General features: G+C 63.3%; 11 protein-coding genes. 5 read left to right on the top strand and 6 right to left on the bottom strand.

Annotated features, from left to right (window positions below; all coding sequences use genetic code 11):
• Nucleotides 1-33 precede the first annotated feature (33 nt).
• Both gltX and THI_RS12340 read left to right on the top strand, forming a co-directional pair.
• The gene (gene gltX, locus THI_RS12345) at nucleotides 34-1,443 is read left to right on the top strand and encodes a glutamate--tRNA ligase (RefSeq protein ID WP_013106589.1); all 1,410 of its coding nucleotides are present in this window, start codon (nucleotides 34-36) and stop codon (nucleotides 1,441-1,443) included.
• Between the two features lie 140 nt (nucleotides 1,444-1,583).
• A complete protein-coding gene (locus tag THI_RS12340; protein WP_013123851.1) occupies nucleotides 1,584-1,841 on the top strand; it encodes a hypothetical protein in 258 nt (85 codons plus the stop codon).
• Between the two features lie 124 nt (nucleotides 1,842-1,965).
• Here the strand turns inward: THI_RS12340 and THI_RS12335 are convergent, their stop codons facing one another.
• Nucleotides 1,966-3,006, bottom strand: a complete 1,041-nt coding sequence (locus tag THI_RS12335) for a quinone-dependent dihydroorotate dehydrogenase (RefSeq protein ID WP_013106588.1) — start codon at nucleotides 3,004-3,006, stop codon at nucleotides 1,966-1,968.
• Nucleotides 3,007-3,081: 75 nt separating this feature from the next.
• On the opposite strand from THI_RS12335, the gene rpiA reads away from it, so the two are divergent.
• The gene (gene rpiA, locus THI_RS12330; protein WP_013106587.1) at nucleotides 3,082-3,744 is read left to right on the top strand and encodes a ribose-5-phosphate isomerase RpiA; all 663 of its coding nucleotides are present in this window, start codon (nucleotides 3,082-3,084) and stop codon (nucleotides 3,742-3,744) included.
• 12 nt (nucleotides 3,745-3,756) lie between these two features.
• On the opposite strand, the gene THI_RS12325 is transcribed toward rpiA, so the two are convergent.
• The 5 genes from THI_RS12325 to THI_RS12305 all read right to left on the bottom strand — a co-directional run bounded on the left by THI_RS12325 (nucleotide 3,757) and on the right by THI_RS12305 (nucleotide 10,775).
• Nucleotides 3,757-4,413: a glutaredoxin family protein gene (locus tag THI_RS12325; RefSeq protein ID WP_013106586.1), complete on the bottom strand. Its 657-nt coding sequence runs from the start codon at nucleotides 4,411-4,413 to the stop codon at nucleotides 3,757-3,759.
• A gap of 120 nt (nucleotides 4,414-4,533) precedes the next feature.
• Complete coding sequence (locus THI_RS12320; protein WP_013106585.1) at nucleotides 4,534-6,606, bottom strand: M3 family metallopeptidase; 2,073 nt, start codon at nucleotides 6,604-6,606, stop codon at nucleotides 4,534-4,536.
• Between the two features lie 44 nt (nucleotides 6,607-6,650).
• The gene (gene folD / locus THI_RS12315; RefSeq protein ID WP_013106584.1) at nucleotides 6,651-7,511 is read right to left on the bottom strand and encodes a bifunctional methylenetetrahydrofolate dehydrogenase/methenyltetrahydrofolate cyclohydrolase FolD; all 861 of its coding nucleotides are present in this window, start codon (nucleotides 7,509-7,511) and stop codon (nucleotides 6,651-6,653) included.
• Between the two features lie 68 nt (nucleotides 7,512-7,579).
• Nucleotides 7,580-8,194, bottom strand: coding sequence for a response regulator transcription factor (locus THI_RS12310; protein WP_013106583.1), 615 nt, complete (start codon nucleotides 8,192-8,194; stop codon nucleotides 7,580-7,582).
• Between the two features lie 55 nt (nucleotides 8,195-8,249).
• On the bottom strand, nucleotides 8,250-10,775 hold the full coding sequence (locus THI_RS12305) for a PAS domain-containing sensor histidine kinase (protein WP_013106582.1): 2,526 nt from the start codon (nucleotides 10,773-10,775) through the stop codon (nucleotides 8,250-8,252).
• A 243-nt stretch (nucleotides 10,776-11,018) separates the two neighbouring features.
• Between THI_RS12305 and aceE the strand changes: the two genes are divergently transcribed.
• Both aceE and aceF read left to right on the top strand, forming a co-directional pair.
• On the top strand, nucleotides 11,019-13,739 hold the full coding sequence (gene aceE / locus THI_RS12300; protein ID WP_013106581.1) for a pyruvate dehydrogenase (acetyl-transferring), homodimeric type: 2,721 nt from the start codon (nucleotides 11,019-11,021) through the stop codon (nucleotides 13,737-13,739).
• Nucleotides 13,736-15,163: a dihydrolipoyllysine-residue acetyltransferase gene (aceF, locus tag THI_RS12295; RefSeq protein WP_255356476.1), complete on the top strand. Its 1,428-nt coding sequence runs from the start codon at nucleotides 13,736-13,738 to the stop codon at nucleotides 15,161-15,163. Before aceE ends, aceF begins: the two co-directional genes overlap by 4 nt.
• Nucleotides 15,164-15,166: the final 3 nt, after the last annotated feature.

Here is a 15,166-nt window from a genome sequence, read left to right as displayed (position 1 = left end):
TCTTGTCCTTTTTTTCACTTTCCGAATTCGACGATGACCACCCAGCCGCACCGCGTTCGTACCCGCTTCGCTCCCAGCCCGACCGGATTCATCCATCTGGGCAATATCCGATCGGCGCTTTACCCGTGGGCATACGCGCGGCACCACGGCGGCGACTTCATTCTGCGCATTGAAGACACGGATACCGAACGTTCGTCCGAAGAAGCCGTGCAAGTCATCCTGCAGGCGATGGACTGGCTCGGACTCGATTATGACGAAGGCCCGTTCTATCAAATGCAGCGCATGCCGCGTTACCGCGAGGTGCTCGATCAACTGCGCCAGTCTGGCATGGTGTATCCCTGTTATATGTCCACCGCCGAGCTCGATGCCCTGCGCGAGCAGCAACTCGCCGCCAAGCAAAAGCCCCGCTACGACGGCACCTGGCGCCCGGAGCCCGGCAAGGTGCTGCCGACGATTCCCGAAGGCGTGCAGCCGGTGTGGCGCTTCAAGACGCCGACCACTGGCGTCGTGGCCTGGCATGATTTTGTCAAAGGCCGGGTCGAGATTCGCAACGAAGAACTCGACGATCTCGTCGTTGCCCGCCCCGACGGCACACCGACCTACAACTTCTGCGTGGTGGTGGACGACATCGACATGCAGATCACCGATGTGATCCGGGGCGATGATCACGTCAACAACACGCCGCGTCAGTTGCACATCTTCCAGGCCTTGGGCGCCAAGCCGCCGCGCTATGCCCACCTGCCCACCGTGCTCAACGAGCAGGGCGAGAAACTCTCCAAACGCAATGGCGCCAAGAGCGTGCTGCAGTACCGCGACGAAGGCTATCTGCCCGATGCGGTGGTGAACTATCTGGCGCGGCTGGGTTGGTCACATGGCGATGCGGAGATTTTTTCGCGCGCCCAGTTTTTGGAGTGGTTCGATCTCGACCACCTGGGCAGCTCGCCGGCGCAGTTCGACGAGGCCAAACTGCGCTGGGTGAACGCGCATTACATCAAGCACACCCCTGCGGAGGAACTGGCCGCACTCGTGCGTCCCTTGCTGGACAAGGACGGCATTGCCCACCAAACGCCTGATCTCGCGGCGGTTTGCGCCCTGCTGCACGACCGCGCCCAGACGCTACCCGAACTGGCCCAGCAAACCCTGTTGTTCTATCGCCCCACCGCGCCCGACGCCGCTGCGCTTGAGCAGCATCTCGGTGCGCAGGGAAAGGCGGCCGCGGCGGATTTTCTGGCCCAGCTCACCGCCCTTCACGACTGGTCGCGCGAAGCGATCAGTGCAGCCCTCAAGAGCGTGCTCAAACAGCACGGCCTGAAAATGCCGCAACTGGCCATGCCCGTGCGCTTGATGGTCACCGGCCGAGAGCAGACCCCCGCTGTTGACGCGGTGCTGGCCTTGCTCGGACGGGACACCGTCGTGCAGCGCCTCGAAAAATATCTCGGCTGATTCAATCCGGTTGCCGGGTCAAAGTAGGCGCTGAAGCTTACTTCCGGTTATAATTGTTGGGTGTTTAACGGGGCAATTTTTCTGTTGCATGTGGTATGCGGCAGACAGTGTTGTCCCACAGTTCCATCAGAGGGGTAAACGTGGCAAAAGCGACGACCACAGGCAAAACCAACGGTGTTGAACTCGAAGAGTCAAACTCCTCCACCACCACAAAATCGGCAGATCCCTGGGATTTGATGATGCAGAACGCCGAGGAAGTGGCCTCCACATTCCGCAAGCGGCCTCAAGTGAAAGTGTCTTCACCCTGGCGTGAAGGGTTTGGCAGACCGCTCTCCCAGCGGTCGCGCGAAATCTATGAGCACATCACCGCCAACAAAACCCGCCTGAAGCAAAAATAAGCGCTTTTTCATCGCTTTTCTTTTTTGGTGCTTTTTCGCGCCAAACTTTTCCAATAAAAGCGCCTGCAATCGACTTTGCAGGCGCTTTTATTTTGGGCGCTTTCTCGGGATCAGAGGTTCAGGCTTACTCCCCTCGGCTGGCTTCAAGCGCGAGCGCCTTGGCGCACTCGCCCACCAGTTCCGGGCCGCGGTAGATCAAGCCGGTGTAGAGCTGAACCAGATCGGCGCCCGCGCGCAGTTTTTCGACCGCGTCGGCCCCGCTCATAATGCCGCCGACACCGATGATCGGCACATTGTGGCCCAGACGCTGGCGCAGCCGCGCAATCACCCGGGTCGAGGCGGCGCGCACCGGCGCCCCGCTCAGTCCACCCGCTTCATGCGCATGGGTCAGCCCGGCCACGGCGTCGCGCGCCAGCGTGGTGTTGGTGGCGATGACGCCATCGAGGCCATGCGTCAGCAACTGATCGGCGATGACGTCGATGTCGGCGTCTTCAAGGTCAGGGGCGATTTTCAGCAGCATGGGCACATGGCGGCCATGTTGCTGCCGCAGTTGCTCGCGCGTGGCGGCGAGGCCTTGCAGCAGGCCCTGCAGGGCGGCGTCGGTTTGCAACTGGCGAAGGTTGCGGGTGTTGGGTGACGATATATTGATGCTGACATAGTCGGCCTGGGTGTACACCCCTTCCAGGCCCAGCCGGTAGTCGTCGAGCGCCTGCTCGACCGGGGTGCTGGCGTTCTTGCCGATGTTCAGGCCGATGGGCACGGGGCGATGGCTGCGGCGCACATGACGCAAAAAAGCCTCCAGCCCGGCATTGTTGAACCCCATGCGATTGATCAACGCCTGCGCCTGCGGCAGCCGGAACATGCGGGGCTTGGGGTTGCCGGGCTGCGCGCGGGGAGTGACCGTACCGACCTCGACAAAACCAAAACCCATCGCCGCGAGAGCGTCGATTGCCTCGCCATTTTTGTCGAGCCCGGCGGCCAGACCGACGCGATTGGCAAAGCGCAAGCCCAGCAACTCTACCGGATCGTGTACCGGCGCATGAGCGTACAGAATCGACAGACCGGCAGAATGCGCCATGCGGATGCCGCTCAGCGTGAGGTGATGCGCCCATTCTGGATTGAGGCGGAACAAAATAGGGCGAATCAGCGGATAGGAGAGCGGCATGGAGAGCAGACGAGGTCGCTGAGCACAGGGCGGCGCAGCGATAATGAAGACTGACATTTTTCGTGAAGACCCGACATGACGCAAGACGAACTCAAACAGCAGGTCGCCGCGGCCGCGCTCACTCAGGTGCCGCAGGGCGAAATCATCGGAGTTGGCACGGGCTCGACGGTGAATTTTTTCATCGACGCCCTGGCTGGCATCAAGCACCAGATCAAAGGCGCGGTGTCGAGCTCCGAGCGTTCCACCGAGCGCCTGCGCGCGCATGGCATCACGGTGTATGACCTCAACGAGGTGGCGCAGCTTTCGGTCTATGTCGATGGCGCCGACGAAATCGACGCCTCGGGCGCGATGATCAAAGGCGGCGGCGGCGCGCTGACGCGCGAAAAAATCATCGCCGAGGCCGCAGAGCGCTTCATCTGCATCGTCGATCAAAGCAAGCTGGTGCCGGTGCTGGGTCAATTTCCTTTGCCAGTCGAAGTCGTGCCGATGGCGCGGGAACTGGTGGCGCGCCGGTTGCGCGCCCTGGGGGGCGATCCGCGCGAGCGTTCAGGCTACGTGACCGATAACGGCAATCTGATTCTGGACGTGCACGGCCTGGAGATTGCGCAGCCGCGCGACTTTGAAACCCGTGTGAACCAGATTCCGGGTGTGGTGACCGTGGGCCTGTTCGCACTGCGCGCTGCCAACGTCGCCCTGATCGGCACTGCCGAGGGTGTGCAGCGGCGCGATTTTGTTTGACTAATTCTCTGACTAAAACTGAAAGCCCTTGGGGGCGTTCGGGTTTGGCGGTGGCAGTACGGAAGGTTCGGTCGGCACGCGCTTTTGTTCGGGGGCCGAAGCTTTCTGGGCCGGGGGCGGCACGAGCGCCACGGGCTGCGGACGCACATAGTCGCGCGGCAGTTCGCTCTTCTTCGGATAGCCTGCAGCATCGAGCGCGATGTCCCAATTGCTGGAACTGAAACCGGTGCTCAGTTTGGTGCTGCCGATGATCACCAGCGGGAGCTGGTCGCTGCCGTTCGACAAAGCCTTGTAGGCCTTGATGTCGGCATTGGTTGTGATGGTTTTTTCGGCGAAGGGAATGCCGCGCTGTTGCAGGTAGTCGCGTGCGGCATCGCAGGCCTCGCATTGCGGCGCGGTGTAGAGCGTGACGGGGTATTTGCGCGCCGCTTCACGCAACGCGGCGGGAAAGCCGGCAAAGCTGCTGGGCGTCGCACTGCCGTTGGCCGACAACGACTGCACGGCCTTGCCCTGGGTGCTGCTGGGCGGTACATCGCTGAAGGTGACCGAGCCGTCCGGGCCGACTATCTTGTAGATCGCCCAGGCCGGCGTGCCCGCTGTCAGGCCGAGCGCCAGTGCGGCGGAAAACACGAGGGCGTGGCGCGAAGTTCGTTTCGTCAGTCGTTTCATCGTTCTGTGCAGCAAGGGCCAAGACAAGCTGCAAGTGTGCCACGGCTGCGCCCAGGCTGGGCTGCGAGCGCGGTGTTTTCGCCACAGGCGGCGGGACGGGTTCGGGGCCATCGCGTGCGCTCAGGCGACTTCAGCCGCTTCAGCCGTCATACCGCTGTGGCGGAGCAGGGCATCGATGCGCGGCTCGCGGCCACGGAAGGCCTTGAACGAGTCGATGGCATCGCGGCTTCCGCCCACGGCGAGAATGGCTTGCTGATAGCTCTTGCCCACTTGCGGATTGAGCGGACCTTCTTGTTCGAAGCGCTCAAAGGCGTCGGCCGACAGCACTTCAGCCCATTTGTAGCTGTAGTAGCCCGCTGCATAGCCCCCGGCGAAGATGTGGGAGAAACTGTTGACGAAGCGGTTGAACGCCGGTGGCTTCAGCACGGCGATCTCGTTGCGGTTCTCCGCCACCAGCGCTTCAATCGCTTCGGGGGTGAAAGTGCGCAAGTCGTGGTGCAGGCGCATATCGAGCAGCGAAAACTCGACCTGACGCAGGGTCTGCATGCCGGACTGGAAGTTTTTCGCGGCCAGCATTTTGTCGAACAAGGCGCGCGGCATGGCTTGGCCGGTTTCCACATGATGGGTGAGAAAGCGCAGCACTTCCCATTCCCAGCAGAAGTTTTCCATCAGCTGGCTGGGCAGCTCCACCGCGTCCCATTCGACGCCAGAGATGCCCGACACGGCGATGTCGTCCACCTGGGTGAGCATGTGGTGCAGCCCGTGGCCGAACTCGTGGAACAGGGTCTGCACGTCGTCGTGGCTGAGCAGGGCGGGCTTTCCGCCCACGGGCGAGGGAAAGTTGCAGGTGAGGGTGGCGACCGGGGTTTGCAGCGTGCCATCCGCGCGCAGCCAGCGCGAACGCACATGATCCATCCACGCGCCCGAGCGTTTGCCGTCGCGGGCGTACAGGTCGAGGTAGAACAGACCGACGCTGCGACCCTCGGTGTTTTCGATGCGATATAGCTCGGCGTCTGGATGCCAGGCGTGAATGTCGCCCTCCACCCGCCGCAGCTTCACGCCGAACAGGGTTTCGACCACGCGGAATAGCCCGGCGATGACGGTGGGCAGGGTGAAATATTGCCGCACTTCCTGCTCCGACAGGGCGTAATGCGACTGCCGCAGTTTCTCGGAGGCCCAGGCGATGTCCCAGGCTTCGAGCGGGGCCAGGCCAAGCTCTGTTTGCGCGAAGGCGCGCAGGGTGTCGAGGTCGCGCTGGGCGAAGGGACGGGCGCGGGCGGCGAGGTCGCGCAGAAAGTGCAGCACCTGCTCCGGGGTGTCGGCCATTTTGGGCACCAGCGAGACTTCGGCGTAGTTGGCGTATCCGAGCAGACGGGCTTCTTCGTCGCGCAGGGCGAGAATTTCGGCCATGACGGTGGAGTTGTCGAACTTTGCATCGCCCAGCTCGCTGGCACGGGTGACGTAGGCGCGGTAGAGGCGTTCGCGCAGTGGGCGGTGTTCGCCGTGCTGCAGCACGGGCATGTACGACGGATAGTGCAGGGTGAATTTATAGCCGGGTTTGCCGTCGCGCTCGGCGGCTTCGCGCGCGGCCTGCAGGGCGTCGGCCGGAATGCCAGCAGTCTGTTCTTCGCCGACGTATTCGGCATAGGCCGCTGTGGCATCGAGCACATGTTCGGAGAAGGTTTGGCTGAGTGCGGCCAGGCGCTCCTGAATTTCGGCGTAGCGGCTGCGGGCGGGGCCTTCGAGCAGCGCACCGCTCAAGCGGAAGTCACGCAAGGCGTGCTCGATGATGCGCTGGCGCGTCGGGCTGAGGCGGGAAAACTCGGCGCTGTCGCGCAGCGCCTGATATTGCCGCAGCAGCCCCTCATTCTGGCCCAGCCGGGTCCAGAACTCGGTGACCTTGGGCAGCATGGCGTTGTAGGCGGCGCGCAGGGCGGGGGTGTCGGCCACGGCGTTGAGGTGGCCGACGACACCCCAGGCACGGCCCAGATGTTCGGTGGCGCGCTCCAGCGGCTCCACCACGGCGGCCCAGGTGGGGGCAGTGGTAGTTGCGGTGACCTGATCCAGCGTCTGTTCCGCCGCCTGAATCAGCGCGTCGAGCGCCGGCTCGATGTGCTCGGGTTTTACTGCGGCATAGTCGGGAAGATCGCGAAAATCACACAGCGGGTTGTTGGCGGGCAGAGCAAGCGTCATGGCGTCGGTCGGTGCATCAAGTCGGGTCGGGGACGAAGCTGAAATTATGGGCGGGCGTGGGCCCGCTCGCACGACTCCAGGGTATTGACCAGCAGCATCGCAATGGTCATGGGCCCGACGCCGCCGGGCACCGGGGTGATCCAGCCGGCGACTTCGCTGACACCGTCGAAGTCCACATCGCCGCAGAGCTTACCCGCTGCGTTGCGATTCATGCCCACGTCGATCACCACGGCGCCGGGCTTGACCATGTCGGCGGTGATCAGGTTTTCACGCCCGACGGCGGCCACCAGAATATCGGCCTGGCGGCACACCGTAGCCAGATCGGCCGTGCCGCTGTGCGCGATGGTGACCGTCGCATTGGCCGCCAGCAGCATCAAGGCCATCGGCTTGCCGACAATGTTCGAGCGGCCCACCACCACCGCCGACTTGCCGCGCAGATCGCGCAGGCCGATGGATTCGAGCATTTTCATGCAGCCATAGGGCGTGCAGGGCTTGAAGCCGGGCTGTCCCACCATCAACGCACCTGCGCTGGCGACGTGAAAGCCGTCCACATCCTTGGTCGGTGCAATGGCTTCGATCACCTTGTTGGCGTCGATGTGGCGGGGCAGGGGCAATTGCACCAGGATGCCGTGGATCGCCGGATCGGCGTTGAGCGCGGCGATGCGCTGCAGCAGCGCGGCTTCTTGCAGGTCGGCGGCGTATTGCTCCAGCACCGAATGGATGCCGGTCTGCTCGCAGGCCTTGATTTTGTTGCGCACATAGACCTGGCTGGCCGGGCTGTCGCCCACCAGAATGACGGCGAGGCCGGGGCGATGTCCCGCAGCGGTGCAGGTCTGCGCGCGCTGCGCGACCTGCTGGCGGATTTGGGCGGAGAGGGCGAGACCGTCGATGCGTTGGGCTGTCATGGGAATGGGCTTGGAAAAATGCACCACGCCCGCGTGGTGCGGGCGTGGTGCATGGGGAGGGGATGGATTTATTTCGGTGCGCCGAGCGCAATCTTGAGCAGATCGGCCACGGTGCTGACGTTGAGCTTTTCCATAATGTTGGCACGGTGCGCTTCAACGGTCTTGATGCTGATGTTGAGATCGTCGGCGATCTGCTTGTTCAGCCGTCCGGCCACGATGCGTTCGAGCACCTGCGACTCGCGCGCAGTGAGTCGGCCCAGCAGGGCGCCGCGGCTGGCTTCGGCCTGCTGCTGATCGGCGGTCAGACGCGCTTTCTGCAGCATGCGATCGACCAAATCGCGCAGCACGACTTCGTTGAACGGTTTTTCGATGAAGTCGATCGCGCCCTTTTTCATGGTATCCACCGCCATCGGCACATCGCCATGACCGGTGATGAACACCAGCGGCATACTGCAGCCACGATGCAGCAATTCATCTTGCAGCTCCAGGCCGTTCATGCCGGGCATGCGCACGTCGACGATGAGGCAGGCGACTTCGCGCGGGTCGAAACGGGTGAGGAAACTTTCGGCGGATTCGAAGCAGCGCACGCGGTAGTCGTTGCCTTCGAGCAGCCACTGCAGCGAATCGCGCACGGCCTCGTCGTCATCCACCACATACACGGTACCTTTGTTGGCTGTTTTCATGAGCAATCGAGAAGGATGGGGAAGTGATGAGAAGTGGGGCTTCAGTGGCCGGGGATCACAAGCGGGACGGAAGGAAGTCGGGATGCGCGGAATCGCCGGAGGGAGCCGGTGGCCGAGGCCGCTCTTTGGGGGCTCCGAGCGGCAGGGTGAAGCTGAAGAGGCAGCCGGCAATCACCGATTGATTGTAATAATTCTCGGCCCAGAGACGGCCCTGGTGATACTCGATGATCGAGCGGCAGATGTTCAGGCCGATGCCCAGGCCTTCGGCCTTGGTGGTGTAGAAGGCTTCGAACAGTCGCTCCATCACGGCTTCATCGATGCCGGTGCCGTGATCTTTGACGGTGAAAGTCACCCGCTCGGCATCCGACATGATCTTGAGTTCGATGCTGCGCAGATTGCCTTGCCGCCCGGCCTTGTCCACCGATTCGGCCGCATTGCGCAGCAGGTTGAGCAGCACCTGCTCGATCAGAATCGGATCGGCGTACAGCGTGGGAATGCCGGGGGCGACGAAGTTGAGCAGCCGCACATTGCGTCGGGTGAGCTCGATTTCGGCCAGTTCCAGGGTATTGCGCACAATGTCCTGCACGCGGCACGACACCCGCGCGGGCTCGCTCTTTTTCACAAAGTCGCGCACCCGTTTGATGACCCCGGCGGCCCGCTGCGCCTGCCGTCCGGTTTTTTCCAGCGCATCGATCAATTCCTGCTGGGTCATGCCGTGGGTCTTGACGCGGGCGATCATGCCCGAGGAATAGTTGCTGATGGCGGTGAGCGGCTGGTTGAGCTCGTGCGCCAGCGACGAGGCCATCTCGCCCATGGTGATCAGTCGGCTGGTGATCTGGGCCTTTTCTTCCTGCTTGCGCGCGGTCTCTTCGGCGCGCTTGCGGGGGGTGATGTCGGTGGCGATCAGCAACTGGGCCACCCGGCCGTCCACCCATTGCATATAGCGCTGGCGCACGTCGAACCAGCGGTCGAGTGCTTCGACGTGGGTTTCATGCGCGTTGGAGTGGCCGTCGAGGATTTCGTCGGCGGGCAGGCCGGCAAACGAGTCGACGGTGTCGACATGATCGTCGTCGGCCACCGAGGTCATCTGCCCGCCATTGAGCATGAGGTGGCCATGCACCGACGCGCCGAACCACTGGCGGTAGAGCTTGTTGGCGAACAGCGGCTCTTCGGTGCCCAGCGAGATCACCGAGACCGCGGCGTCCAGCCCTTCGAGCACGGCGACGAAACGCTCGTGCGAGGCGGCGAGCTCCTGCCGGATGCGGGTGGGCTCGGTGATGTCGGTAACCGACATGATCCAGCCCGTCTGCTTCTCGCGCACGTCGATCAGCGGCGAGACATAGACCCGCGCGTCGAACTCGCTGCCGTTCTTGCGGCGGATTTTCAGCGCGAATCCCGAGGGCGGCGCCAGGCCGTCGAGGCTTTGCTGAATGGCCAGGGCCATTTCAGCGCCTTGTTGCGCGGGCCAGTAGGGGTAGGGCGGCTGGCTGCCGATCAGGTCGCTGTCTTCAAAGCCGGTCATGCGGCAGAACGACAGGTTGACATATTGAATGCGGCCCTGCATGTCCACCGCCTGCATGCCGGTGGAGAGCGAGTTTTCGATGGCGCGGCGAAAGGCGGTTTCGCGGGTGAGCGCCTCTTGTGCGCTCAGGCGTTGGCGCAGCTGGTTCCAGCTCGTCAATAGCGTCCACAGGGTGAGCGCCGACAGCAGGAACACGCTCCAGTACAGGCCCTTGGTCGTCCAGCTCGGGCTGCTGCGATAGCTGCTGACCTGCAGCACCAGCCCGGGCTCGAACGGGGGCAGGGGCGCGCGGTACTGCAGCGCCTTGTCGCGTATGGGCTGGCTTGAAGCGCTGTCGAGCAACTGGTTGTCGGGGCCGAGCAGTGAAACGGCATAGCTGGCATTGAGGTCTTCCGGCACCGAGTTGCGCAAGATGCCATCGACGGAGTACACCACGCCCACCACGCCGGCGAGCTGGTCGTTGCGCACCACCGGCGTGGCGGTTTCGAGCAGCCAGCCGTTGTCGGCGCCTTTGAAGGGTGTTGAGTACGCGGTGCGCTGACTGACCAGCGCCTGCTGCATGAGTTGCAGGCTGTTGGCGCGCTTGAGGGTCTTGCCTACCAAGGTGGCGATCTGCTCGGTGGCGAGGTTGGGGTTGCCTTTTTTGAACACCACGGCGCCATCGGGATGTGCGTAATACACCAAAAGCAACTGCGGATAGCGTCGCAGCAAGCGCAGCGCCTGCACGTCGAACGGCCCGGGTCGGTCTTCATGCAAGGAGAGGTTGTTGGCGATGGCCTGCACTTGGTCCTGGGCGAGGGTGAGGTCGAGGCTGATGCGTTGCTGCGCCCATTCGCTATCGCGCTGCAAATTGTCTTTGTCGCGTTGCAGGTCGGCCTGCTGCGAATAGCTCACCAGCGCGGCCATGGCCGCCAGAAACAGAATGAAGACGACAAGAGGCAGCACCAGCAGCACACGGTCGGACTGCATGCGCCGCAGCAGCGCGCGCGCGCGCAACAGCCCGAAGCGCTGCGGCCAACTGCGGCGGCGGAAAGTGGGAACGTGCTTTGAAGGATTCACAGGAGCAGTCTAGAGTGTCTGGAACACAGGGCCCTCAAATGTCGGCCCTGCGTTTTGTCGAGAACCGCCCGGTAGTTGAGTTGACCAGCAGATTTTGCGTTGACGCAGTTCGATCTTCAAACGAGGCAGATGGATGAAAGAAATCGGGCAAAACCGCGCCTCTAATTTCACGATGCGAAATCAAATCTTGTGATTTGAAAAATTGTTTGCGATACTGCGCCACAAATTCATGAGGAGAACATGATGGCCGCCTTACCCGAGATGCAACCCAGCTCACTTTCCGCCGCCGCGGGAGATGCCGACCCACAGGAAACCCGAGAGTGGTTGGATGCGCTGGACGCGCTGATCGCCGCCGAAGGCCCGCAGCGGGCGCATTTCGTCCTCGAATCGCTGATCGCCGAAGCGCGGCAGAACGGCGTGGACGTGCCCTTCTCGGCCAACACCGCCTACGTCAACACCATTGCCACCGACGACGAGGTGCGCAGCCCGGGCAATGTTGAGATCGAGGAGCGGCTGCGCGCCTACATGCGCTGGAACGCCATGGCGATGGTGGTTCATGCCAACCGTCTGCATCCGGCCGATGGAGGGGATCTGGGCGGGCACATGGCCTCGTTCGCCTCGCTGGCCACCATGTATGGCACCGGCTTCAACCATTTCTGGCACGCGCCCACGGCCGAGCACGGCGGTGATCTGATTTACTTTCAGGGCCATAGCGCGCCGGGCATCTACGCCCGCGCCTATATGGAAGGGCGGTTGACGGAAGAGCAGCTCCTGCATTTCCGCCAGGAAGTCGGCGGCAAAGGGCTGTCGAGCTACCCCCATCCCAAGTTGATGCCGAACTTCTGGCAATTCTCCACGGTGAGCATGGGGCTGGGGCCGATCATGGCGATCTACCAGGCGCGCTATCTCAAGTATCTGCACGCCCGTGGCATTGCCGATACCTCCAAGCGCAAGGTCTGGGCTTTCTGCGGCGACGGTGAAATGGACGAGCCCGAGGCGCTCGGCGCCGTGGGGCTGGCGGCGCGCGAAAAGCTCGACAACCTGGTGTTCGTCATCAACTGCAATCTACAGCGCCTCGACGGCCCGGTGCGCGGCAACGGCAAGATCATCCAGGAGCTCGAGGCCGAGTTCCGCGGCTCGGGCTGGAACGTCATCAAACTCATCTGGGGCTCTTACTGGGACCCGCTGCTGGCGCGCGACAAAGACGGCATCCTGCGTCAGGTGATGATGGATGTGCTCGACGGCGACTATCAGGCGATGAAGGCCAATGACGGCGCCTTCGTGCGCAAGCATTTCTTCGGCCGCGACCCGCGCCTGCTCAAGATGGTCGAGCACATGAGCGACGAAGACATCTGGCGCCTGAACCGCGGCGGCCACGATCCGCAAAAAGTCTATGCCGCCTTCCACGCCGCAGCCAACCATCAGGGCGGCCCCACGGTGCTGCTGGTCAAGACCATCAAGGGCTATGGCATGGGCCGCGCGGCCGAGGCGCGCAATGTGGCGCACCAGGTCAAAAAACTCACCGATGAAGACATTCGCGAATTCCGCGACCGCTTCAACATCCCGGTGCCCGACAGCGAACTGCCCAAGCTGCCGTTCTTCAAGCCGGCCGACGACACGCCGGAAATGAAGTACCTGATGGAGCGTCGCAAGGCCCTGGGCGGCCCGCTGCCGCAGCGCCGCGAAAAGGCCGACGAACATCTGCCCGTGCCCGATCTGAAAGAGATTTTCCAGCCCATGCTGGAGGCGACGGCTGAGGGTCGCGAAATCTCCACCACCCAGGCTTATGTGCGCTGCCTCAACCAGTTGCTGCGCGACAAGACGCTGGGCCCGCGCGTCGTGCCCATTCTGGTGGATGAAACCCGTACCTTCGGCATGGAAGGGCTGTACCGGCAGATTGGCATCTACGCGCCGGAAGGACAGAAATACACCCCGGTCGATCGTGGCGAGGTGATGTATTACCGCGAAGACAAACAGGGCCAGATCCTGCAGGAAGGCATCAACGAAGCGGGCGGCATGTGCTCGTGGATCGCCTCGGCCACCAGCTACTCGCACAGCAACCGCATCACCATTCCGTTCTACATCTTCTATTCGATGTTCGGCTTCCAGCGCATCGGCGACCTGATCTGGGCCGCGGGCGACATGCTGGCGCGCGGCTTCCTGCTGGGCGGCACCTCCGGGCGTACCACCCTCAACGGCGAGGGCCTACAGCACGAAGACGGCCACAGCCAGGTCATGGCGGCCAATGTGCCCAACTGCATCAGCTACGACCCGACCTTCGCCCACGAAGTGGCCGTCATCCTACATGCGGGTCTCAAGCGCATGGTCGAGAACCAGGAAAACGTGTTCTATTACCTGACCCTGCTCAACGAAAACTACGCCCAACCCGGGCTGCAGCCGGGCACCGAAGAGCAGATTCTCAAGGGCATGTATCTGTGCAAGCCGGGCAAGGCCGAGGTCAAGCAGCGCGTGCAGTTGCTCGGCTCTGGTTCCATCCTGCGCGAAAGTCTGGCGGCGCAGCAACTGCTGGAAAGCGACTGGGGCGTCGCCGCCGACGTGTGGAGCTGCCCGAGCTTCAACGAGCTGGCGCGTGATGGCAAGGCCGCCGAACGCTGGAATCTGCTGCACCCGACCGACAAGCCGCGCGTGCCCTTCGTCACGCAGCAGCTCGACAAGCACGCAGGCCCGGTGGTGGCCAGCACCGACTATGTGCGCCTGTTCGCTGAACAAATCCGTCCCTTCCTGCCCAAGGGACGCAACTACCGGGTGCTGGGCACCGACGGTTTCGGCCGCTCGGATACCCGCACCGAGCTGCGCCGCCACTTCGAGGTCGATCGCCACTACATCGTGCTGGCTGCGCTGCGCGGTCTGGTCGATGAGGGCGCGCTGCCTGCGTCCAAGCTCACCGAGGCCATTGCCAAGTACGGCATCGACACGGAGAAGGTGTTCTCGCTCTACGCCTGAACGACCGCCGAACGCACACACAACAGGAGACACCCAACATGGCCGTCGTCGAGGTCAAGGTTCCCGATATCGGGGACTTCAAAGATGTGGAAGTGATCGAGGTTCTGGTGAAGGCCGGAGACCAGATCGCGGTCGATCAATCGCTGGTCACGGTAGAGAGTGACAAGGCCAGCATGGAGATCCCCAGCAGCGCCGCCGGCGTGGTGAAGGCGCTGCGGGTGAAGCTGGGCGACAAGGTGAGCGAAGGCTCGGTCTTGCTCGAACTCGACGCCGCAGGCGCCGCCGACGCACTGCCCGCCGCAGAAGCTCCGTCCGCTCCGGTCGTTCCGGCAGCAGCCGAGCCTGCGCAGCCCGAGGCATCGCCGCCGGTCGCGCTGCCTCCCGCGGCGGTTGGCGTGGGTTTCGCCTCCGAGCCGCGTCAGCACACCCCGCCCACCGCCGCGTTGCCGGTGCACGAGCCTGCAGCAACCACTGCGCTGTTGCCGCACGCTTCGCCAAGTGTGCGCAAGCTGGCGCGTGAACTCGGCGTGCCTCTGGCGGAAGTCAAGGGCAGCGGCAGCAAGGGCCGCATCACCGCGGAGGATGTGCAAGCCTTCGTCAAGGCGGTGATGTCAGGCCAGACCGTGACTCAGGCCGCGGTTGTCGCGGGAGTCGGTGCGGGCAAGGGCGCCGCCAGCCTGGGCGGGCTCACGCTCCTGCCGTGGCCCAAGGTGGATTTTGCCAAGTTCGGCCCGGTCAGCAGCCAGCCGTTGTCGCGCATCAAAAAGCTCTCGGGCCCCAATCTGGCGCGCAACTGGGCGATGATTCCGCATGTCACCCAGTTCGACGAGGCCGACATCACCGAGCTGGAAGACTTCCGCAAGAGCAGCAACGAACGCATGGCCAAGCAAGGCGTGAAGCTCACCATGCTCGCCTTTGTGATGAAAGCCTGCGTGACGGTGCTCAAGCAAATGCCCGCATTCAATAGTTCGCTCGATGAAAGCGGCGAGAACCTCATTCTGAAGGACTACATCCACCTGGGTTTCGCGGCCGATACGCCGCAAGGCCTGGTCGTGCCGGTGCTCAAGGATGTGGACAAGAAGGGCCTGGCGCAAATCGCCAAGGAAATGGGCGAGCTGGCCGCGACGGCGCGCGAAGGCAAGCTCAAGCCTTCAGACATGCAGGGTGCGACCTTCACCATTTCCAGCCTGGGCGGTGTGGGCGGAACGGCCTTCACGCCCATCATCAATGCGCCGGAAGTGGCCATATTGGGGCTGTCCAAATCGCAGATCAAACCGGTCTGGGACGGCGCCGCATTCCAGCCACGGCTGATGCTGCCGCTGTCGCTGTCGTACGACCACCGCGTCATCGACGGGGCGATGGCCGCGCGCTTCACCACCGTGCTCGGCGAGTTGCTCGCCGACCTGCGGCGTGTGCTGATCTGACCG

It is taken from the genome of Thiomonas arsenitoxydans (assembly GCF_000253115.1).
GTDB classification, from domain to species: Bacteria; Pseudomonadota; Gammaproteobacteria; order Burkholderiales; family Burkholderiaceae_C; genus Thiomonas; species Thiomonas arsenitoxydans.
The sequence above is the reverse complement of the archived record's forward strand: the minus strand, read 5'-3'. Positions and strand labels throughout refer to the sequence as shown.

Bases quoted from the DNA above. Each gene is read 5' to 3' on its own strand.
- THI_RS12310 (WP_013106583.1), bottom strand. From the start codon at position 8,194: ATGAAAACAGCCAACAAAGGTACCGTGTATGTGGTGGATGACGACGAG.
- THI_RS12325 (WP_013106586.1), bottom strand. From the start codon at position 4,413: ATGAAACGACTGACGAAACGAACTTCGCGCCACGCCCTCGTGTTTTCC.
- folD (WP_013106584.1), bottom strand. From the start codon at position 7,511: ATGACAGCCCAACGCATCGACGGTCTCGCCCTCTCCGCCCAAATCCGC.
- rpiA (WP_013106587.1), top strand. From the start codon at position 3,082: ATGACGCAAGACGAACTCAAACAGCAGGTCGCCGCGGCCGCGCTCACT.
- THI_RS12335 (WP_013106588.1), bottom strand. From the start codon at position 3,006: ATGCCGCTCTCCTATCCGCTGATTCGCCCTATTTTGTTCCGCCTCAAT.
- gltX (WP_013106589.1), top strand. From the start codon at position 34: ATGACCACCCAGCCGCACCGCGTTCGTACCCGCTTCGCTCCCAGCCCG.
- aceE (WP_013106581.1), top strand. From the start codon at position 11,019: ATGGCCGCCTTACCCGAGATGCAACCCAGCTCACTTTCCGCCGCCGCG.
- THI_RS12320 (WP_013106585.1), bottom strand. From the start codon at position 6,606: ATGACGCTTGCTCTGCCCGCCAACAACCCGCTGTGTGATTTTCGCGAT.